This window comes from Kosakonia sacchari SP1, assembly GCF_000300455.3.
GTDB classification, from domain to species: domain Bacteria; phylum Pseudomonadota; class Gammaproteobacteria; order Enterobacterales; family Enterobacteriaceae; genus Kosakonia; species Kosakonia sacchari.
Genome location: NZ_CP007215.2, coordinates 134,963 through 156,083 on the forward strand (window position 1 = coordinate 134,963; position 21,121 = coordinate 156,083).

The window sequence follows — 21,121 nt, forward strand, 5'->3', positions numbered from 1 at the left end:
CTGTGACGGGATTTGATGGATTTGTGAACCAGAGAAAGGAACAGCAGGAATTGGTAGGGCCAATTTAACAACCCCTGGCGCTAGCAGGCGGCCAGGGTTGTTAAAGCGAGGATCAGAACTCGCTGTTGGCGAAGCCGGTCATTGCATCGAGGCCCATTTCGCGGCCCAGCGCGGTCATCGGGTGGACAACCACCAGACCACGGACGCTTTTTTTCAGCTTGCCGAGGTCGGCCTGCTCTTTTTTGGTGATGGTGCGGCGAAACGGCATTTTCATCAGTTTCTGCGCTTCTTTGCTCAACTTTTGCGTGTACTGCTCACGCAGACGGGCGATTTCGCTTTCCAGCGTGGTTTTCTCTTTTTCCAGTTCCGCGTATTTTTCCGCTGCGTCAACTAAGGAGAGATCCGCCTGCTGGTGGCGAATCGCGTCGAGGCGGTCGCTCAGACGCTTGATTTCGTTTTTTTCGACTTCTTTCATGGGGCTCAATTCGTTGGGGAGTAAAACGATAAGGATACAGTATTTATGGCGAAGGTTATTTCTGGAATGCTTTTTTTAAGCTGATACGGGAAATAAGCTCGGTCAGAGAGAGCACCATGGTTGAACGCACGACTTGCTGGTAGCGCTGTTTTTGCATGGCCAAAAGCCTTGTGTCACTGGTATCAAACACCGGCGTTGGCGGCAGGGCGGCAACGCAGTGCAGCTCACCAAACGGCCCGAGGATCTCATCATCGGTAAACGCGTACTCTGTGCCATCGTGGTTGAGCTCTTCACGCAGCGCCATCAACAGCTCGGCGTCTTCGTATTCCGGGCGGGAGATGACACCCAGACCGTAAATCAGCTTTAAACGCACGGACAAATTGCCCAGCGGTCCATCTCCGTCAAGCAGCGGCTCTACAGCGTATTTCACCGCGTAGTCATCTTTGCGAAATACCTGCAACACCAGAATATTGATAGCTTCGTTGAGTAACTCAACGGCGGCGATCAAAAAGCTTCGCACGGTTTTGCCAGCATTCAGACGCTCGAGAACACGGTTTTCGAAAGCCTGCGTTTTTTCCATTATTGCCTGCATATCTGACAATTTCGTTAACTGGCGCGGGGTTTCCCGCGCCATCGTCGGCATCATGCCCTGGCGTTATAGGCGCTGACGGCTTCGTTAACGACCGGGCTGTTAGCATCCAGGCCTGAAACCTGCGCCAGCGCGGCTTGCGGGCCTTTCTCTTCGATAAGCTGAGCCAGCTCCTGCGCCTGCGGATCCTGCTCGCTGCGGTAATGCATAGCAGCGGCAATGCCTTTCACCAGGTTCGCGTGCGGCAGGTTGTACTCCAGCGTGCCGAGCAGCGGTTTGATCAGGCGATCGCCCGCGCTCAGTTTACGCAGCGGTTGACGACCTACGCGCTCAACATCGTCTTTCAGATAAGGGTTTTCAAAACGGCCCAGGATTTTCTGAATATACGCAGCATGCTTGTCGGCATCGAAGCCATAACGTTTGATCAGCACCGCGCCACTCTCTTCCATTGCGCCTTTCACAACCGCACGGATGCTGGCATCCAGAATGGCGTCGCGAATGGTTTGATGGCCGGTCTGTTTTCCAAGGTACGCGGTTATAGCATGCCCGGTATTCAGCGTGAAGAGCTTACGTTCAACAAATGCCATCAGGTTATCAGTTAATTCCATGCCCGGAATGTTCGGCAGCGTGCCTTTGAACTGGGTTTTGTCGACAATCCACTCGCTGAAGGTTTCCACCGTCACTTCCAGCGGATCGTTGGTAGCGGATGCAGACGGCGGAACAATACGGTCAACGGCGGAATCCACGAAGCCAACATGCTCTTCAACCCAGGCTTTGTCGGCGTCCGCTAACGCGGCAATAACATGGCCTTTTAACTGCGTGGTGCCGCGCACCATATTTTCACAAGCGATAATGTTCAGCGGCGTGTTAATGCCCTGTGCTTTACGTTTTGCCAGACCTTTGGCGATAGCCGGGGCGATGCGTTCCAGCACCACCGGACCGACCGCCGTGGTCACCAGATCAACGCTCGCAATCAGGTCGATAACCTCGTCGCCAATGCTGCTCACGGCGTTAACGCCGGAGACGGTATCGACCTGCTCTTTTTCACCAACCACATGCACCTGATAGCTATGACGGGCATTAAGGGCGTCGAGCACCACCTGATTCACATCGGCGAACGTCAGTTCAATCCCCGCGTCGGCGAGCAACTTGCCGATAAAGCCACGTCCGATATTACCTGCGCCAAAATGCAATGCTTTCATAGTCTTAACCTTCATCAATGTTTTTACCCGAGAGGGCTGGGGTGAGGAACCGCAAATATTTCCCCTCACCCTAGCCCTCTCCCCGTGGGGAGAGGGAGGAAAACCGATTACTTGCCGAGCAGTGCCAGCACTTCTTCAACGCTGGTGGTGTTCGCCAGACGCTGAATCACGGTCTCGTCATCCAGCGCGTTGGTGAGGCTGGTGATGACCTGGATGTGCTCATTGTTACGTGCCGCGATGCCAATCACCAGACGGGCGATGTCATCTTCGTCTTCACCGAAGCGGACACCTTCTGGGTACTGGCAGAACACCACGCCGGTTTTCAGCACGCGATCTTTCGCTTCCACTGTGCCGTGCGGTACCGCGATGGACTCACCCAGATAGGTCGGGGTCAGTTTTTCGCGTTCCAGCATGGCATCGACATATTCCGGCTGAACGTAGCCGCCTTTGACCAGTTGCTCACCGGCAAAACGGATGGCTTCTTCTTTGTTGCTCGCGGTGCGACCAAGGAAGATATTCTCTGCGCTCAGTTTGAACAGGTTACTATTCGGAGCATCGAAACTATCTTGCAGGCTGCTGGTGACTTTGGCTTCGTTGTCAGTGTGGCGCTGTGCGGCAACAAGACGTTCAGTCAGGTTGGTGTACAGGCCGCTGTCGAGGAAGTTAGTCAGCGAAATGTGTTGCGCCTGTGGTGCCTGGCGCATGGCACGCTCGGTCAGATCGCGGTGCGTAATCACCAGGTCAACGTCAGACGGCAGGCTGTTAATGGCGCTGTTGGTGACAGAGATGTTGGTCAGACCCGCATCCTGTACTTTCTTACGCAGCACGCCCGCGCCCATGGCACTGGAACCCATACCGGCGTCACAAGCGACGATGATTTTACGCACATGGCTCAGGTCGTTGGTCACGTCGCCCGCCGCCAGCGGGGTAGCGCCTTTAGACTCTGCTTTCATTTCGTGAATACGACGGGTTGCTTCTTGCAGGTCTTCGTCGTCTTTCACTTTGCTGGTTTTCAGCAGGATGGAAGAGATAACGAAAGAGACAATCAGTGCAGCGAAGATAGCCGCCAGGTTCGCGAAGTACGCGCCTTTTGGTGTCATTGCCAGCACGGCCAGGATGGAACCCGGAGAAGCCGGAGAAACCAGGCCGCCGTTCAGCACGCTCAGGGTGAACACGCCAGTCATACCGCCGAGGATAACAGCAAGCAGCAGACGCGGGTTCATCAGTACATATGGGAAGTAAATTTCGTGGATACCACCCAGGAAGTGGATGATAGCCGCGCCGCCAGCAGACTGTTTAGCACTACCGCGACCAAAGAACATGTACGCCAGCAGCACGCCCATACCCGGACCCGGGTTCGCTTCGATCAGGAAGAAGATGGACTTGCCGAGATCATGCGATTGCTGGATACCCAACGGTGAGAAGATACCGTGGTTGATGGCGTTGTTGAGGAACAGGATTTTCGCCGGTTCGACAAAAATAGACGCCAGCGGCAGCATTTCGTGCGCAACCATGAAGTTAACGCCCGCCGCCAGAACTTTGGACAGCACTTCAACCGCAGGACCAATGCCGAGGAACGCCAGGATGGCGAGGATCATACCGATGATGCCAGCGGAGAAGTTGTTCACCAGCATTTCGAAACCGGATTTGATCTTACCGTCGACCCAGTTATCAAAGTGTTTAATCGCCCAGCCGCCAAGCGGGCCTGCGATCATTGCGCCGAGGAACATCGGCATATCCGCACCAACGATAACGCCCATGGTGGTGATCGCGCCGACTACGCCGCCACGATCGCCGCCCACCAGACGACCACCGGTGTAACCGATGAGCAGCGGCAGCAGATAAGTAATCATTGGGCCAACGAGTTTTGCCAGCGTCTCGTTCGGCAACCACCCTGTAGGAATAAACAATGCGGTGATGATCCCCCACGCGATGAACGCGCCGATATTCGGCATCACCATATTGCTGAGAAAACGACCAAAGCTTTGCACCTTGATCTTGATATCGGATGACATAAAACACCCCTTCTTATGTTTGCTATCGCACAGGCCGGAAGCCCGAGGTTTTTTGTTAACGTGGCGGCAGAGGTAGCCGGACCTGGGTTATCTGTGAGGCGAAATCTCGCACCGAATCGCGTAGCTGTCCAGATGGTGTGCTTTTGTGTGACTCAGATCACACTAACGTAGGGGGTATGCCACCATTTAGTGTGATATTTGTCACATAAAATCAGTGTAAAAAAAGAACAAAGCGCAAAATCTGAACGTTATGAGCCTGTAAGTGTGATGTTATTCACATTTTATGCGCGATGGTTTGTTATGTATTTGTGATATAGATCACAAGATATTTTCGTCAGGACTTTTCCGAATGTGATCGCCAGCAAACTGTGTTTTTGACGACCTGCAGAACCTGTAACTTCCTTTCACTGCCTGTTGCGATATGCACAGTAGCGGCAGAAGTTTTCATCTTGATGAAACAATCTGCGCCCGCTCGTTCATACTTAGGTTTTTGTTGGCGAAAACGGAGAAGGCAATGAAACTGATCGGCAGCTATACCAGTCCTTTTGTACGCAAAATTTCGGTGATCCTGCTGGAAAAGGGCATCACCTTCGAATTTATCAATGAGCAGCCTTATAACGCCGTGAATGGCGTGGCGCAGTACAACCCGCTTGGCAAAGTACCGGCGCTGATAACCGATGATGGCGAAGTGTGGTTCGACTCGCCGATCATCGCGGAATACATTGATTTGCTAAATACCGCCCCGGCGATGTTGCCCACCGATCGCAAAGCGGCACTGAAAATTCGCCAACTGGAAGCGCTGGCTGACGGCATTATGGATGCGGCGCTGGTCTCGGTTCGCGAGCTGGCGCGCCCGGTCGAACAGCAGTCGGAGACTGAACTGTTACGCCAGCGGGAAAAGGTTTCGCGCGGTCTGGACGCGCTGGAAAGCTATCTTAAAGACGGCACGCTGAGCGTGGATGACTTGAATCTGGCGACGGTGGCAATCGCCTGCGCGATTAGTTACCTCAATTTCCGCCATGTTTCGCCCGGCTGGTGTGTTGATCGCCCACTGCTGGTAAAGCTGGTGGAAAATCTTTTCCAGCGCGAGAGTTTCGCCCGCACCGAACCGCCGAAGGCTTGATAAGCATGATGTTCGCCTGAGCAAGTCACGGTACAATCCCCTCACGTCAAACCCCCTGACGGGAGGGGGCAACTCATAGCCAGGCCTTTTCATGACTACTCTTTACAGCCAGATCCCTTCGACCGATCGTCTGTTACGTGACGAGGCGTTCGCCACTTTATTAACCACTTTTGGCCACAGTCGCGTGGCGCAAACGCTGCGCCAGCTTCAGGACGAGGCGCGCGCGCAGATCCGCGACGCGCAGACATTGCCCGACTGGAGCCAGGATTGGGCGGCAGCGGCGCAACAGCGGCTGACACAAAGTGACAGCAGCGCGCTGCGCCCGGTGTTTAACCTGAGCGGTACGGTGCTACACACCAACTTAGGCCGCGCGGTACAACCGCAGGCCGCCATTGATGCCGTCGCGCAGGTGATGGGCTCGCCGGTGACGCTTGAATACGATCTCGACGGCGCGGGGCGCGGTCATCGCGATCGCGCCCTGGCCGATCTTCTCTGTCAGCTTACCGGCGCGGAAGATGCCTGCATCGTCAATAACAATGCCGCAGCGGTATTGCTGATGCTGGCGGCCACGGCGGCTGGCCGCGAAGTGGTGGTGTCGCGTGGTGAGCTGGTAGAAATTGGCGGCGCATTTCGCATTCCGGACGTGATGCGCCAGGCGGGCTGTGTGCTGCACGAAGTCGGTACCACTAACCGCACGCATGCGAAAGATTACCGCCAGGCGATTAACGACAACACCGCGCTGCTGATGAAAGTCCACACCAGTAATTACCATATCGAAGGCTTTACCAAAGCGGTGGATGAAGCGGAACTGGTGGTGCTGGGGGAAGAGCATGCGCTACCGGTGATTGTTGATCTCGGTAGTGGTTCGCTGGTCGATTTAAGCCGCTACGGTTTGCCGCAGGAACCGATGCCGCAGACATTGATTGCTGCCGGTGTGAGTCTGGTGAGTTTCTCCGGCGATAAACTGCTCGGCGGCCCGCAGGCGGGCATTATCGTGGGTAAAAAAGCGCTGATTGAGCAGTTGCAGCAACATCCGTTAAAACGCGCGCTGCGGGCGGATAAAATGACGCTGGCGGCGCTGGAGGCGACGTTACGCCTCTATCTGCACCCGGAAAAACTCACTGAGAACCTGCCGACGCTACGTTACTTAACCCGCCCGGAGGCGGAAATTCGCGAGCAGGCGCAGCGCTTATGCGCAGCGTTGACGGCGCGTTATCACGAATTTGAGTTGCGCGTGGAAACCTGCCTGTCACAAATTGGTAGCGGTTCGCTGCCTGTCGACAGGCTGCCAGGCGCGGCATTGACCTTTACCCCGCGCGACGGCGGTGGGCGTCGTGTAGAGGCGCTGGCCGCGCAGTGGCGGGCACTGCCGCAGCCGGTGATTGGCCGTATTTACGATGGTCGCCTGTGGCTGGACTGTCGCTGTGTTGATGATGAATCCCGCTTGCTGGAGATGTTGCTGAAATGATTATTGCCACTGCCGGGCATGTCGACCACGGCAAAACCACCCTGATTGAAGCGATTACGGGCGTGAATGCCGATCGCCTGCCGGAAGAGAAAAAACGGGGTATGACCATCGATCTCGGTTATGCCTACTGGCCGCAGCCGGATGGCCGCGTGCCGGGTTTTATTGATGTGCCAGGGCATGAAAAATTCCTCTCTAATATGCTGGCGGGCGTTGGTGGCATTGACCATGCGTTGCTGGTGGTGGCGTGTGACGATGGCGTCATGGCGCAGACGCGCGAGCATCTGGCGATTTTACAATTGACCGGTAACCCGTCGCTGACGGTAGCGCTAACGAAGGCTGACCGCGTGGATGAGGCGCGCATTGCCGATGTGCGCGCGGAAGTCCAAAACACGCTCCAGGCCTTTGGTTACCCGCAGGCGACGCTGTTTGTTACCGCCGCTACGGAACAGCGCGGCATTGCTGAGCTGCGTGAACATCTGTTGCAGTTGCCGGAACGCGCGCATCCGGAGCATCAGCGTTTCCGCCTGGCGCTCGATCGCGCTTTCACGGTAAAAGGTGCGGGGCTGGTGGTGACGGGAACGGCGCTTTCCGGCGATGTCCGCGTGGGCGATACGCTGTGGCTGACCGGGGCGAATACACCGATGCGTGTGCGCGGGTTGCATGCGCAGAATCAACCTGTCGAGCACGCTCATGCCGGGCAGCGTATCGCACTGAATATTGCCGGTGATGCGGAAAAAGAGGCGCTCAGTCGCGGTGACTGGCTGTTGTCGCAGCAGCCCGACGAACCCACCGAGCGGCTGATTGTCGCGCTGCAAACCCACGTTCCGCTGACGCAATGGCAGCCATTGCATATTCACCATGCTGCCAGCCACGTTACCGGACGCGTGTCGCTGCTGGAAAATGGCCTTGCCGAACTGGTGCTTGATACGCCGCTGTGGCTGGCGGATAACGACCTGCTGGTGCTGCGTGATATCTCCGCACGCAGCACGCTGGCGGGCGCACGCGTGGTGACGCTGAACTCACCGCGTCGCGGCAAGCGCAAGGCAGATTACCTGGCGTGGATTGGTGAACTGGCGCAGGTCAAAGATGACGCCCAGGCGCTGGCCGTGCATTTATCGCGCGGGGCGGTGGATTTGCGTGCATTTGGCTGGGCGCGCCAGTTAAGCAGCATCGGTCTGGCGGCGCTACTCGATAACCCCGGTTTTATCCGCGCGGGGGATAACCTGCTTAATGCGCCGGTGGCAGCGCGCTGGCAGCGTAAGTTGCTGGACACGCTGGCGACTTACCATGAACAGCACCGCGAAGAGCCGGGTCCAGGGCGCGAACGCCTGCGACGCATGGCGCTGCCGATGGAAGATGAAGCGTTGGTATTAACGCTGATTGAACGCATGCGTGAGAGCGGCGATATCCACAGCCACCACGGCTGGCTGCACTTGCCGGAGCATAAAGCCGGTTTCAGCGACGAGCAGGCGCAGCTTTGGCAAAAAACCGCACCGCTGTTTGGCGACGAACCCTGGTGGGTGCGGGATTTAGCCCGTGAAGTTGGCGTCGATGAACAGGTAATGCGCGGCCTGCTGCGTCAGGCGGCGCAGCAGGGGCTGATTACGGCGATCGTTAAAGATCGTTATTACCGCAACGATCGCATAGTGACTTTTGCGAGCATGATCCGCGATCTTGATGAAGCGCGCGGCTCTACCAGCGCGGCGGATTTTCGCGATACGTTGAATGTGGGGCGCAAACTGGCGATTCAAATCCTCGAGTATTTTGACCGCATTGGTTTTACCCGTCGCCGTGGTAATGACCACATCCTGCGCGACAAGGCGTTATTTCTCAAAGAGTGATCAACGCTCAGGCTGGCGATTTTTCGCCAGCCGCATCATCCCTCGCAAAACCTTCTTACCGCAAGGAAGCGCTGGTCATCGCCTGCAATAACGTCCAGAACTCAACGGAAAATATGCCGTTAAGCGCAAAAAAACCGGCAACGGGTGCGAATTCTCTGGAACGTAATAAGCAGGCACAACATGCGCTGGCGAGCGGCTCCTGCACACCTTTAGTGGCATTTTGAACGCGTGCTACAAATTGCCAAAAATGTTCAGGCAAATGACAAAACTGGCAGCTTTCCCGCTTGCGATCAAAGCATTGCGGCGGTTTTTCTGGCACCCTTGTCGTTTTCGTGCCCGGTGGAGTGGGGAATGAACCGTTTTATTATCGCTGATCCGGCCAAATGCATTGGCTGCCGTACCTGCGAAGTAGCGTGTGTGGTGTCGCATGAAGATAACCAGGACTGCTCGGGTGTGAAGCCCGCGACCTTTTCCGCACGCATCCGCGTGGTGAAAACCGGCGATTTCTCCTCCGCCGTCACCTGCCATCATTGCGAAGACGCGCCCTGCGCGAATGTCTGTCCGGTCGGTGCGATCGGGCGGGCCAACGGTGTGGTGCTGGTGGAGCAATCGCGCTGTATCGGCTGTAAAAGCTGCATGATTGCCTGCCCGTTTGGTGCCATGCAGGTGATGCGCGTTGAGAATCGGGCGCAGGCGCTGAAGTGCGATCTGTGCCAGCATCGCGAAAACGGCCCGGCCTGTGTCGACGCTTGCCCGACCAACGCGCTGCGTTGCATAAACCCGGTGCAGCTTCGTGAGAATCGGCTACAAAGCCAGCGGCTCTAGCCAGCAAATCGGCATGAATGGCGCAAAGCAGCGGAAAACCCGCCAACCGTAAAGAAAAGCTGCTGCCAGTTCTGCGCGCGTTAAATCCGCAGACGTCAGGCAGAGCAAACTCGGTACTGATGCACCCGTTTTCGTGAGTGATAAAAAAGCCCTCGACAGAGGGCTTAATTCAGCGTGTTCGCTTTAGTTTTCCTGCCAGGCTTTCTCAATCTCTTCGGCGAGGATTTTCACGCCCGCTTCGATAAGCTCCGGCTCCGGCACATAGTTCATGCGCATGCACTGATGCGTGTGCGGCCAGGGTTTATCCAGGCCCGGGAAGAAGTAGTCGCCTGGCACCATCAGCACGCCGCGTTTTTTCAGGCGCTGGTAGAGCAGCTCAGTGCTGATTGGCAGATCTTTAAACCACAGCCAGAGGAAAATCGCCCCTTCCGGTTTGTGAATAAGGCAGCGTTCTTCCGGCAAATAACGGCGCAGCGTGGCGATCGTTTCCTGTACCCGCTGGTAGTAAAACGGCTTGATCACCTCTTCAGAAAGGCGCAGCAAATCTTTGCGTTTAATCATTTCGCGCATCATCGCCGGGCCAATGCCGCCCGGCGCGAGGCTGATAATGCCGTTCATATTGCGGATCGCGGAGATGATTTTTTCGCTGGCGATGATAATGCCGCAGCGGCTACCCGGCAGGCCCAGCTTCGACAGGCTCATGCACAGAATGATGTTTGGATTCCACAGCGGGCGCGCTTCGCTAAAGATAATGCCCGGGAAAGGGACGCCGTAAGCGTTATCAATTACCAGCGGAATGTTGTGCTGATTCGCCAGCACATCCAGCTTCATCAGCTCTTCGTCGGTGATCACGTTGCCGGTCGGGTTGGTCGGGCGTGAGACGCAGATCATGCCGGTCTCTTCGCCAATATGCAGGTGTTCAAAATCGACGTGGTACTTAAACTGCCCGTCCGGCAGCAGTTCAATATTGGGGCGCGCGGAGACAAACAGATCTTCTTCCAGCCCGGAATCGGCATAGCCGATGTACTCCGGCGCCAGCGGGAAAAGCACTTTCCTGGTGCTTCCATCGGCGCGACGGCCAGCAAACAGGTTGAACAAGTAGAAAAACGCGCTCTGGCTGCCATTTGTTAGTGCAATATTCTGTGGCTCAATATCCCAACCTAACTCTTCACGCAGCATACCTGCCAGTGCCGTCAGTAGCTCCGTTTTACCCTGCGGGCCGTCATAATTGCACAGCGCATCAGTCGCTTTGCCGTTTTCCACCATGTCTGCAAGCAGGTTGCGGAAGTAATCGGTCATCGCCGGGATTTGTGCCGGGTTACCGCCGCCGAGCATGATAGCGCCAGGGGTGCGTAAACCGTCGTTGAGATCCTCCATCAGGCGCGTAATGCCTGCGTGGCGGGTAAATTTGTCGCCGAAAAGTGAAAATGTCATCGCTACTGCTCTGTCGGGCTGCGGATCAAAGTGGCTAACCATAGCGCTCCGGACGACGAGGTGCAAATCGCCGCCGGCGCGCCTTTTCCACGCTTAATTCTTATCGATGGCAGTTGAGCGATATATTGTGCTGATATTTGTCTTATGGCTCAGTGGCGAGCCGCGCCCGCCCAGACCACCATCACTTTGTCCTCACCTTGTTCACGAACAAAACCGTAGCCCTGCGGTAGCGTAAGCGTGGTCTGTTTTCCCATGCCCAGCGCCGGGTGGCGAGCACGGAACTGTCCCAGTGTTTGCCAGTGCCGCAGGTTGGCGGCGCTTTTGCCGTTGAGATCCTGCCAGTTCATATCCGATCGCGTCCCTTGTAGTGGATCCGATCCTGTCGGGCCAAAGGGCCGTGCGCTTTCATCACCGTAAAAGATCTGCACCGCGCCAGGGGCCAGCAGCAAAAGCGCTGCGGCTTGCTGGCCGCCCTCGCGGAACAACCGGGTATCGTGCGAGGAGAGATAGCTCAGCACATTAAAGCTTTGCAGTTTGTCGGCCATCTGTTGCCAGACGGTATCCATATTCGCCAGACACGATACTGCGTCGGCGGCCTGTTGCTGATAGTCAAAATTGATCATCGCATCAAAACCATGGCGGTAATAATCACTCTGCATCACACCGTGACCCCAGGATTCGCCGGTCATCCAGAAAGGGGCGTCATCGATTTTTTTCTGCGGATTGGCCTTTTTCCATTCGGCGAGCGCCGCCGTGGCCTGCGTTTTTAATTGTTGCCAGGCCGCCAGCTCGACATGTTTGGCGGTATCAACGCGAAAGCCGTCAATGCCGTACTCGCGCACCCATTCACTTAGCCAATGAGTGAGGTAATCGCGCGGTGTAAACCCTGCGATTTCACGTGCGTGCGTATCCGGTTTGTGGCGATAAAACACCGGCAGCCCGGACGGCGTGGTGGATTCGGTTTTCAGATCCGGCAAAAACGCCAGCGACATGGTGAGGTCGTCAAAACCGGGGTTGTCATAATCGCCGATATCGGTGCGGATCCAGTTTTTGCCCCACCAGTTTTGCCAGGCGCTTTTATCGCTAAAGTTGATGTAATCATTGAAGCTGTGCCAGCTTTGCCCGGCGGCGGGACGCCAGTCAGTCCAGTGCTCGCCGAGGATCTTTTTGCGTTCTTCTTCTTTCAAATACAGCGCGCCGAACTGGAAGGTTTGCATATCAGCCAGTGTCGCATAGCCGGTGTGATTCATCACCACGTCAAACAGCACGCGAATACCGCGGCGGTGCGCTTCATCAACCAGCTTACGCAGATCATCTTCGTTGCCCATATTGGCGTCGAGGCGCGTCCAGTCCTGCGTGTAATAACCGTGGTAGGCATAGTGGGGGAAATCGCCTTTTGTACCACCGCCAACCCAGCCGTGGATCTGCTCCAGCGGCGAACTTATCCATAACGCATTGACGCCCAACTGCTGTAAGTAATCCAGTTTGCTGGTCAGCCCTTGCAGGTCGCCGCCGTGAAAGGTGCCAATCTCCTGCATGCCATCTTTATGTCGGCCATAGCTGTTGTCATTGGCGGGATTGCCATTCACGAAGCGGTCGGTAAGGACAAAATAGACCGTGGCGTTATGCCACTGAAAGGGGGCTGCGCCCTGCGTCTGCGCTTTTTCCAGCAGCAAAAGACCGTCACTTTCCGGTGCAGGCTGCAGGGTGATTTTCCCGTCGCGTACCGTGGTAGTTTGCTGGCTGTAGAAATCGCGTACCAGGCTGCCTTCCGGGAAAGTATTGCCAACAGGCACGGTCAGCGGCTTATTGTCGCGCACCGGACACTGGCGCGTAACGTTAACCGGCGTTTCGCTGGCCTCGCTTTTGACACTTAGCAGCAATGTTGGCGTGCCGGAACGGGTATCGAGTTGTATCTGGTAATCGCCATCACGGAATATCCGCCACTGCGGCGTACGCCCGCTACAAGGCTTCAGCGAAAGCATTTGGTTCAGCTTGATGTCGCTGGCGGGCTGCCAGCATTGCTGACCCTGCTGTAACGCGATCGGATGCTCACCTTTTTTCAGCGCGACCTGGCTGCGCCAAAGACCGGTGCCGTCGTCAGTTAAAGGGGGAAAACCGGCGGCGGACCAGTCGGCGAGAGCGATGCCGGGAAGCAACAGCAGTAACAGTGCGGAGTGTTTCATCGGATGTCCCAGTGATGGCGATTTTAGCCAGTTTGCCACTCCGCCTGGCGGGGAAACTCCTCCCTGGTCGTAATCGCCAGGGAGGAGGGTGCAGGGTGAGCGATAGCGCACATATCGTTGATGTGGATTTGCGATAAACGCCACATTTATAAGAGATTGTCCGTTTTGTGTGCAGTTTCCTGGTGACATGATTTCAGAATTGGATTATTTCTGTACGTGCTCTTGCAGGTTATTTTTGGTATGATTTGAGATTCAGCTCTCAAAATCATGCAAAAAAGAAGGTGTTGGAATGTTCATATCCGACCAGGAGACCTAATGATATCGATACCCATGCGACGACTTGGGGCCACGATACTCATGTTTTCCACCTTGATATTTTCAGGTGGGGTGCTGGCAAAGACGCACACAGAAACAGCGAGTCACAAAGCCCACGTCACTAAGGCAAGCGTAAAAAAACAGGCAAGCAGTAAACAAGAGTATTCTCGCAATAGTGTAAAAAGTAGTTCACTTCCTGATTTGCGAAAATACCCTTCCGGAACACCAAGGAAAAAAGCGTTTCTCCGGACGGTAATGCCTTATATCACCAGCAAAAACTCTGCAATTACCGCCGAGCGTAACTGGTTGCTGTCAAAACAGTACAACAGCCAATGGTCGCCGGCCGAGCGCGCGCGTCTGAAGGATATTACTCAACGCTACAAAATCAGCTGGAACGGGAATACGCGTCGTATTCCATGGAACGCCCTGCTGGAGCGTGTAGACATTATCCCGGACAGCATGGTTGCTACCATGGCGGCGGCGGAAAGTGGTTGGGGAACGTCAAAACTGGCGCGTACCAACAACAATCTGTTTGGCATGAAATGTGCGAAAGGTGCCTGTAAAAACGGGGCTGGCAAAGTGAAAGGTTATTCTCACTTCAACTCCCTGCAGGAATCGGTTGATGCTTACGTCACCAACCTGAATACGCACACGGCCTATGCCTCATTCCGTAAATCCCGTGCGCAATTGCGTAAAGCGGATCAGGAAGTGACCGCTACCAACATGATTCACAAGCTGAAGGGTTACTCAACCCGTGGTGCGAGCTACAACAACTACCTGTTTGCCATGTATCAGGACAATCAGCAGTTAATCGCCGCCCATATGTAATGTCAGTCCTGTAAACGCCTTCCAGCCGGAAGGCGTTTTTCTTTGTATCAGATAAGGATTTCGCTATAGCGGTCGCGATAGTCTTTTGGCGTGCTGTCGTACTCTTTGCGAAACACCGAGTAGAAATATTGCAGCGACGGGTAGCCGCACATCTGTGAGATTTCATTGATCGAGAGCGACGTTGATATCAGCAGGCTACGCGCCTTTTCCAGTTTTTCCGCATGAATCACCGCGTGAATCGTCTCTCCGACCTCTTCTTTAAAGCGCTTTTCCAGGTTTGAACGCGAGATGCCGACGGCATCCAGCACCTGATCCACTTTGATGCCTTTACAGGCGTGATTGCGAATGTAATGCATCGCCTGAATCACCGCCGGATCATTCAGCGAGCGGTAATCCGTGGAGCGCCGCGCCACCACGCGCACCGGTGGCACCAGTAATCGCTGTAACGGCATGGTTTCGTTATCCAGCAAACGGTGCAGCAGCTTCGCCGCCTGGTAACCCATTTGCCGGGTTCCCTGTGCCACGGAAGAGAGTGCAACGCGTGAAAGATAGCGGGTGAGCTCTTCGTTATCGATGCCGATCACGCACAGTTTTTCCGGCACCGGAATATGCAAATGGTCACACACTTGCAGAACATGGCGCGCGCGGGCGTCGGTCACGGCGATAATACCGGTCTGCGGCGGCAGCGTTTGCAGCCAGTCCGCCAGCCGGTTTTGCGCATGTTGCCAGTTCTCAGGCGCGGTGGTCAGCCCCTGGTAAACCACGCCGCGGTACTTCTCTTGCGCCACTAACTGGCAGAAGGCGTGCTCACGTTCTACCGCCCAGCGTTTGCCGCTGGAGGCCGGCAGGCCATAGAACGCAAAACGGTGAACGCCTTTCTCTTTCAGATGCAAAAACGCGCTCTCCACCAGTGCGTAGTTGTCGGTTGCGATGTAATGCACTGGCGGGTAGTGCTCCGGTGTGTGATAAGAGCCGCCCACGCCGACAATTGGCACGTCGACATCCGCCAGCAGCCGCTCAATGTCCCGATCGTCATAATCGGCAATCACGCCATCGCCCAGCCACTCTTTGATATTTTCAATGCGGGCGCGAAAATCCTCTTCAATGAAAATATCCCACTCGGATTGCGAGGCCTGTAAATATTCGCCGACCCCTTCGACAACCTGGCGGTCGTAGGCTTTATTGGCATTAAATAACAACGTGATGCGATGGCGCTTCTCAAACATGTTGGTTTGCTTCCTGACTTTCCATCCGATCTCATTATCATATTCACCAAACTGATGAATAAAAAAGATCCGGCAGTGTGATCGCGCCTTAATTCACAACTTTCAGGCCCGCCGTTTGGTGGCAGAATCCATCCACACGGCGAGCAGCAAAATGGCCCCTTTAACGATGTATTGCCAGAACGTCGGCACATCCATCATGCTCATGCCGTTATCCAGCGACGCCATAATAAACGCGCCCATCACCGCGCCTGCGACGCTACCAATACCGCCTGCAAGGCTGGTGCCGCCAATCACACAAGCGGCAATGGCGTCCAGTTCGGCGATGTTCCCGGCGGAAGGTGAACCCGCGCCGAGGCGCGAGCTGAGGATCAAACCGGCAATCGCCACCATCAATCCGTTAATCGCAAATACCGCAAGTTTGGTGCGCTCGACGTTAATGCCGGAAAGCCGAGCCGCTTCCAGATTGCCGCCAATGGCATAAATACGGCGGCCAAACGCGGTGCGCGTTGCCATAAACATGCCCGCCAGCAGCAAAAACGCCAGCAGCAGTACCGGCGTGGGGACGCCACGGTAATCATTCAGCAGCCAAATGGCTCCAAGCACGATCACCGCGATGAGCGCCTGGCGGCCGACCGCCGCTGTGGAGGGAGAGGTCGCCAGGCCCAGCGTCTGGCGGCGCATGCGTCCGCGCCACTGCCAGAGTACAAAAGCGACCAGACCCAGCAGGCCCACACCGAAACCTACGCCATCTGGCAAATAGCTTTGGCCAATTTGCGACATCGCCGCGCTGGTGGGGGAAACCGTGGTGCCGTTGGTGATGCCGATCAGCACGCCGCGAAAAGCCAGCATCCCGGCCAGCGTGACGATAAATGAAGGGACTTTGCGATACGCCACCCACCAGCCGTTCCAGGCGCCGAGCAGCAGGCCGAGCACCAGCGTCACCACCACGGTCAGCGGCAGTGGCCAGCCCAGCCAGACGTCGAAAATCGCCGCCGCGCCGCCGAGCAACCCCATCATGGAGCCGACGGAAAGGTCAATTTCGGCGGAGATAATGACAAACACCATGCCCACCGCCAGGATGCCGGTGATCGCGGTTTGGCGCAGCAGGTTGGAGATATTACGCGCGCTCAGGTAGGCGCCATCGGTCATGCCGGTGAAAAACAGCATAATCACCACAATGGCGGCAATCATCACAAACACTTGTAAATTAAGGGACTTTAGCCCGGAAAAAGCCCCTGGTGAGGCGGTAGTTAACTTGATTTCAGACGGGTTGCTTTTCGACATGATGTTCGCTCCTCAGCGCCGCTTCCATGACCTGCTCCTGGGTCAGATTACGATTGATGAGATCGGCTTTTAGCTTGCCTTCATGCATCACCAACACCCGATCGCTTAATCCCAGCACTTCGGGGAGCTCAGATGAGATAACGATGACGGCGATCCCCTGCTGCACTAATTGGTTAATCAGTTTGTAGATTTCGTATTTCGCGCCGATATCGATGCCGCGCGTGGGTTCATCAAGGATCAGGATGCGCGGATTAAGTAACAGGCAGCGGGCGAGAATGGCCTTTTGCTGGTTGCCCCCGCTCAGGCGACCAATAGCCAGCTCCGGAGAGGATGTTTTCACTTTTAGCCGCTGGAGCGACTGTAAAATGCACGCCTGCTCGGCGGCGTCGTCCAGGCTGCTTAACGCGCCGGTAAACTGGTTAAGCGCCGCCAGCGTGATATTCTTGCCCACCGCCATCACCGGCACGATGCCGTCTTTTTTGCGGTCTTCCGGCACCATAGCAATGCCAAAGTCGATAGCCTGCTGGCAGTTGTGAATCTGTACCGCTTTGCCATCAAGAAAGATTTGCCCTTCCCAGCGCCCTGGCCAGACACCAAACAGGCACTGCACCGCTTCGGTTCGCCCCGCGCCGACCAGCCCGGCGATGCCAAGTATCTCGCCGCGCTTCAGGCTGAATGAAATATCGTTCACGCGTTTGATATGGCGGTTTACCGGATGCCAGGCGGTAAGGTGCTCAACGCGCAGGATCTCGTCGCCTGTCGTGTGCGGTTCATTGGGGTAGAGCGCGGTCAGTTCGCGACCTACCATCATCGTGATGATGTCGTCTTCGCTCATGCCGGCGGCATCACGCGTACCGATATGCTTGCCATCACGGATAACGCAGATGGTGTCCGATATCGCTTTGACTTCATTCAGCTTGTGGGAAATGTAAACGCAGGCGATATCGTGGTTACGCAGGTCGCGGATGATATCCAGCAGTACGGCGGTTTCCTGCTCGGTCAGCGAAGCGGTGGGCTCATCAAGGATAAGCAGCCGCACCTGTTTGTTCAGCGCTTTGGCGATTTCGACCAGTTGCTGTTGCCCGAGCCCTAAATCACCTACGCGAGTATCTGGCGAAATCGACAGGCTCACCTGTTTAAGCAATTTTTCGCAGCGCAGCGTCATTTGGTCATAATCCATCACGCCGTGACGGGTGATTTCCGTACCGAGGAAAATGTTTTCCAGCACGGTTAAATGTTTCACCAGCGCCAGCTCCTGGTGAATGATGGCGATACCTTTGCGCTCGGTATCGCGGATATGGCTCGCTTGCAGGGTTTCGCCCGCAAAAATGATTTCTCCCTCGTAACTGCCTGCCGGGTAAATCCCACACAGCACTTTCATCAGCGTAGATTTACCCGAACCGTTCTCACCGCACAGCGAGAGCACCTCACCCGCGTTAAGGTGCAGGCTGACGTTATCTATCGCCTTTACGACACCAAAAGTTTTGGTGATATTTTTCATTTCAAGTAAATAAGGCATGGCTGCTCCACGTCATTCGCTGATATACAGCGCCTGAAAGAGATGGCAGCCGACGCGCCCGCAGGCGCGCCGACGGTTTTAGAGCTGATTTTTCTGATGGAAGCCGTCTTTGATGACAGTAGCGTCGATGTTGTCTTTGGTGACTTCGATTGGCGTCAACAGGCGGGCAGGGACATCTTTCAGACCGTTATTCAGTGAAGCGTCCGCTTTTGGCGTTTTGCCGTTACCCAGTTCGACGGCGATTTCCGCAGCGGTATTAGCGAGTTGGGTGATTGGTTTATAGACCGTCATGGTCTGGCTGCCATTAATCAACCGTTTCACCCCTGCGAGGTCGGCATCCTGACCTGAAATCGCCACTTTCCCGGCCAGACCCTGGGCGCTCAGCGCCTGAATTGCACCGCCAGCGGTTGCATCGTTGGAAGCGACCACGGCATCAATTTTGTTATTGTTGGCGGTGAGGGCGTTTTCCATAATCTTCAGCGCGTTTTCCGGTAACCAGCCATCGACCCATTGATCGCCGACAATTTTAATTTTGCCGCTATCAATATAGGGTTTTAATACTTTCATCTGCCCGGCACGGAATAACTTGGCGTTATTATCGACCGGCGAACCGCCCATTAAAAAGTAATTGCCCTGTGGGACTTTGATTACCAGGCTTTGCGCCTGTAATTCCCCGACTTTTTCATTATCGAAAGAGATATAGAAATCGATGTCGGCATTATTAATCATGCGATCGTAAGCCAGAACTTTAATTCCTTCCTGTTTGGCTTCTTTTATTACGTTACTTAATACCTGGCCGTTATAGGGAATAATAACCAGCACATCAACGCCACGGTTGATCATATTTTCAATTTGCGACATCTGCGTTTCTTCATTTCCGTTTGCGGATTGAACAAACACGTCAGCACCGAGCGACTCGGCTTTTTTCACAAAGATATCGCGGTCTTTTTGCCAGCGTTCAAGGCGCAAATCATCAATCGCCATGCCGATTTTCACCTCTTTGGCATGGCCGAAAGCGCTTGCCAGCAGCAGGGAGGCGCAGAGTGTAAGGCAAAGATTCTTTATCTTCATAATAGTAATACCTTTTGTAGGGTGAAGGGCGAGATAAAAGAAACATGCACTGCTATAGACGAGCAAATTCTTAACGCAGAATTCCTCTCTGGCAATTACAGATTTTTATCCGGGCATTACGTTTTTTGGTTTATTTGCTGATTTATGACCGCGATCTTATTTTAAAAAAAGCAAAACCGATTTTGCATAAAAAAGAGGAAGGCGTCTCGCAGCAGCAGATATCAATATTTTGCGAGCCAGCGCACGTTTGTGCATTCTCTTAATAGCAGTGTGAAATAACGTAATTGAGCGACTCAGAGAGAGAATCCAGTATTAATGTCAGATTTGTACACTCGCCAATGGAGCTCATTATGCAAGCTTATTTCGACCAGCTGGATCGGGTTCGTTTTGAAGGTCCAAAAACCACGAATCCTTTAGCGTTTCGTCATTACAATCCGGATGAGCTAGTGCTCGGTAAGCGCATGGAAGATCACCTGCGTTTTGCTGCCTGCTACTGGCACACCTTCTGCTGGAACGGCGCAGATATGTTTGGTGTGGGCTCTTTCGATCGCCCATGGCAACAGCCTGGTGAAGCCATTGCGATGGCAAAGCGTAAAGCCGATGTCGCATTTGAGTTTTTTCATAAACTCAATGTGCCCTATTACTGCTTCCACGATGTGGACGTTTCGCCGGAAGGCGCGTCACTGAAAGAGTATCTGAACAATTTCGCGCAGATGGTGGACGTACTGGCGGAAAAACAGCAGCAGAGCGGCGTGAAGCTGTTATGGGGTACGGCGAACTGCTTTACCAACCCGCGCTATGGTGCGGGCGCGGCGACCAATCCGGACCCGGAAGTGTTCAGTTGGGCGGCAACGCAGGTGGTGACCGCCATGAACGCCACCCACAAACTCGGCGGCGAAAACTATGTGCTGTGGGGCGGTCGCGAAGGTTATGAAACCCTGCTGAATACCGACCTGCGCCAGGAACGCGAGCAGATTGGCCGCTTTATGAACATGGTGGTTGAGCACAAGCATAAAATCGGTTTTCGCGGTACGTTGCTTATTGAGCCGAAACCGCAGGAACCGACCAAGCACCAGTACGATTATGATGCCGCCACCGTGTATGGCTTCCTGAAACAGTTTGGTCTGGAGAAAGAGATTAAACTGAATATCGAAGCCAACCACGCAACGCTTGCCGGCCACTCCTTCCATCATGAAATCGCCACGGCCATCGCGCTGGGGCTGTTTGGTTCAGTAGATGCGAACCGCGGCGACCCGCAGCTCGGCTGGGATACCGACCAGTTCCCGAACAGCGTCGAAGAGAACGCGCTGGTGATGTATGAAATCCTCAAAGCGGGCGGTTTCACTACCGGCGGCCTGAACTTTGACGCCAAAGTGCGCCGCCAGAGCACCGATAAATACGACCTTTTCTATGGCCATATTGGCGCGATGGACACCATGGCGCTGGCGCTGAAAGTGGCGGCTCGCATGGTGGAAGAGGGCGAGCTGGATAAACGCGTGGCGAAACGCTATGCGGGCTGGAATGGTGAGCTGGGCCAGCAAATTTTGCAGGGGCAGCTTAGCCTCGCGGAGCTGGCGAAGTACGCTGAACAGCAGAATATCGCGCCGCGCCACCAGAGCGGTCACCAGGAACAACTGGAAAATCTGGTTAACTACTACCTGTTTGATAAGTAAACCGTTCTGCGCCGCCGATAACGCGGCGCACTAAAAAGGAGTGGTCA

Annotated in this window: 17 protein-coding genes; 6 read left to right on the forward strand and 11 right to left on the reverse strand. The window is 55.1% G+C overall.

What is annotated here, in order from left to right; all coding sequences use genetic code 11:
- Nucleotides 1–112 precede the first annotated feature (112 nt).
- From C813_RS23655 to C813_RS23670, 4 genes are all read right to left on the reverse strand, one after another.
- Nucleotides 113–475 carry a YibL family ribosome-associated protein gene (locus C813_RS23655; protein WP_017458200.1) on the reverse strand — a complete coding sequence of 121 codons (363 nt, stop codon included), beginning with the start codon at nucleotides 473–475 and terminating at the stop codon, nucleotides 113–115.
- Between the two features lie 55 nt (nucleotides 476–530).
- Nucleotides 531–1,118 carry a mannitol operon repressor MtlR gene (mtlR, locus tag C813_RS23660; RefSeq protein WP_025263796.1) on the reverse strand — a complete coding sequence of 196 codons (588 nt, stop codon included), beginning with the start codon at nucleotides 1,116–1,118 and terminating at the stop codon, nucleotides 531–533.
- On the reverse strand, nucleotides 1,118–2,266 hold the full coding sequence (gene mtlD, locus C813_RS23665) for a mannitol-1-phosphate 5-dehydrogenase (protein WP_017458202.1): 1,149 nt from the start codon (nucleotides 2,264–2,266) through the stop codon (nucleotides 1,118–1,120). The genes mtlR and mtlD overlap by 1 nt, the downstream gene beginning before the upstream one ends.
- Nucleotides 2,267–2,373: 107 nt before the next feature.
- A complete protein-coding gene (locus C813_RS23670; RefSeq protein WP_017458203.1) occupies nucleotides 2,374–4,281 on the reverse strand; it encodes a PTS mannitol transporter subunit IICBA in 1,908 nt (635 codons plus the stop codon).
- Between the two features lie 514 nt (nucleotides 4,282–4,795).
- Between C813_RS23670 and C813_RS23675 the strand changes: the two genes are divergently transcribed.
- The 3 genes from C813_RS23675 to selB all read left to right on the forward strand — a co-directional run bounded on the left by C813_RS23675 (nucleotide 4,796) and on the right by selB (nucleotide 8,713).
- Entirely contained in the window at nucleotides 4,796–5,404 is a 609-nt protein-coding gene (locus C813_RS23675; protein WP_017458204.1) for a glutathione S-transferase, read from the forward strand.
- 91 nt (nucleotides 5,405–5,495) lie between these two features.
- Nucleotides 5,496–6,872, forward strand: coding sequence for an L-seryl-tRNA(Sec) selenium transferase (selA, locus tag C813_RS23680; RefSeq protein ID WP_017458205.1), 1,377 nt, complete (start codon nucleotides 5,496–5,498; stop codon nucleotides 6,870–6,872).
- Nucleotides 6,869–8,713 (forward strand): selenocysteine-specific translation elongation factor, encoded by a 1,845-nt coding sequence (gene selB / locus C813_RS23685; protein WP_017458206.1) that lies wholly within the window; start codon nucleotides 6,869–6,871, stop codon nucleotides 8,711–8,713. Before selA ends, selB begins: the two co-directional genes overlap by 4 nt.
- 55 nt (nucleotides 8,714–8,768) lie before the next feature.
- Here the strand turns inward: selB and C813_RS47060 are convergent, their stop codons facing one another.
- On the reverse strand, nucleotides 8,769–9,032 hold the full coding sequence (locus C813_RS47060; protein ID WP_148661076.1) for a hypothetical protein: 264 nt from the start codon (nucleotides 9,030–9,032) through the stop codon (nucleotides 8,769–8,771).
- 32 nt (nucleotides 9,033–9,064) lie between these two features.
- Between C813_RS47060 and C813_RS23695 the strand changes: the two genes are divergently transcribed.
- On the forward strand, nucleotides 9,065–9,538 hold the full coding sequence (locus C813_RS23695) for a 4Fe-4S dicluster domain-containing protein (protein WP_017458208.1): 474 nt from the start codon (nucleotides 9,065–9,067) through the stop codon (nucleotides 9,536–9,538).
- Nucleotides 9,539–9,721: 183 nt separating this feature from the next.
- On the opposite strand, the gene avtA is transcribed toward C813_RS23695, so the two are convergent.
- Together avtA and C813_RS23705 are read right to left on the reverse strand one after the other, a co-directional pair.
- Nucleotides 9,722–10,972 (reverse strand): valine--pyruvate transaminase, encoded by a 1,251-nt coding sequence (avtA, locus tag C813_RS23700; protein WP_407656257.1) that lies wholly within the window; start codon nucleotides 10,970–10,972, stop codon nucleotides 9,722–9,724.
- 149 nt (nucleotides 10,973–11,121) lie between these two features.
- Nucleotides 11,122–13,158: an alpha-amylase gene (locus C813_RS23705; protein ID WP_017458211.1), complete on the reverse strand. Its 2,037-nt coding sequence runs from the start codon at nucleotides 13,156–13,158 to the stop codon at nucleotides 11,122–11,124.
- 315 nt (nucleotides 13,159–13,473) lie between these two features.
- Between C813_RS23705 and C813_RS23710 the strand changes: the two genes are divergently transcribed.
- Nucleotides 13,474–14,301: a protein bax gene (locus tag C813_RS23710; protein ID WP_017458212.1), complete on the forward strand. Its 828-nt coding sequence runs from the start codon at nucleotides 13,474–13,476 to the stop codon at nucleotides 14,299–14,301.
- A gap of 47 nt (nucleotides 14,302–14,348) precedes the next feature.
- On the opposite strand, the gene xylR is transcribed toward C813_RS23710, so the two are convergent.
- From xylR to xylF, 4 genes are all read right to left on the reverse strand, one after another.
- Entirely contained in the window at nucleotides 14,349–15,527 is a 1,179-nt protein-coding gene (gene xylR / locus C813_RS23715) for a D-xylose utilization transcriptional activator XylR (protein ID WP_017458213.1), read from the reverse strand.
- Between the two features lie 102 nt (nucleotides 15,528–15,629).
- Entirely contained in the window at nucleotides 15,630–16,811 is a 1,182-nt protein-coding gene (xylH, locus tag C813_RS23720) for a xylose ABC transporter permease XylH (RefSeq protein ID WP_017458214.1), read from the reverse strand.
- A complete protein-coding gene (locus C813_RS23725; protein ID WP_017458215.1) occupies nucleotides 16,789–18,330 on the reverse strand; it encodes a xylose ABC transporter ATP-binding protein in 1,542 nt (513 codons plus the stop codon). The genes xylH and C813_RS23725 overlap by 23 nt, the downstream gene beginning before the upstream one ends.
- A gap of 78 nt (nucleotides 18,331–18,408) precedes the next feature.
- Complete coding sequence (gene xylF / locus C813_RS23730) at nucleotides 18,409–19,401, reverse strand: D-xylose ABC transporter substrate-binding protein (protein ID WP_017458216.1); 993 nt, start codon at nucleotides 19,399–19,401, stop codon at nucleotides 18,409–18,411.
- Nucleotides 19,402–19,751: 350 nt separating this feature from the next.
- On the opposite strand from xylF, the gene xylA reads away from it, so the two are divergent.
- Nucleotides 19,752–21,074, forward strand: coding sequence for a xylose isomerase (xylA, locus tag C813_RS23735; RefSeq protein ID WP_017458217.1), 1,323 nt, complete (start codon nucleotides 19,752–19,754; stop codon nucleotides 21,072–21,074).
- Nucleotides 21,075–21,121: the final 47 nt, after the last annotated feature.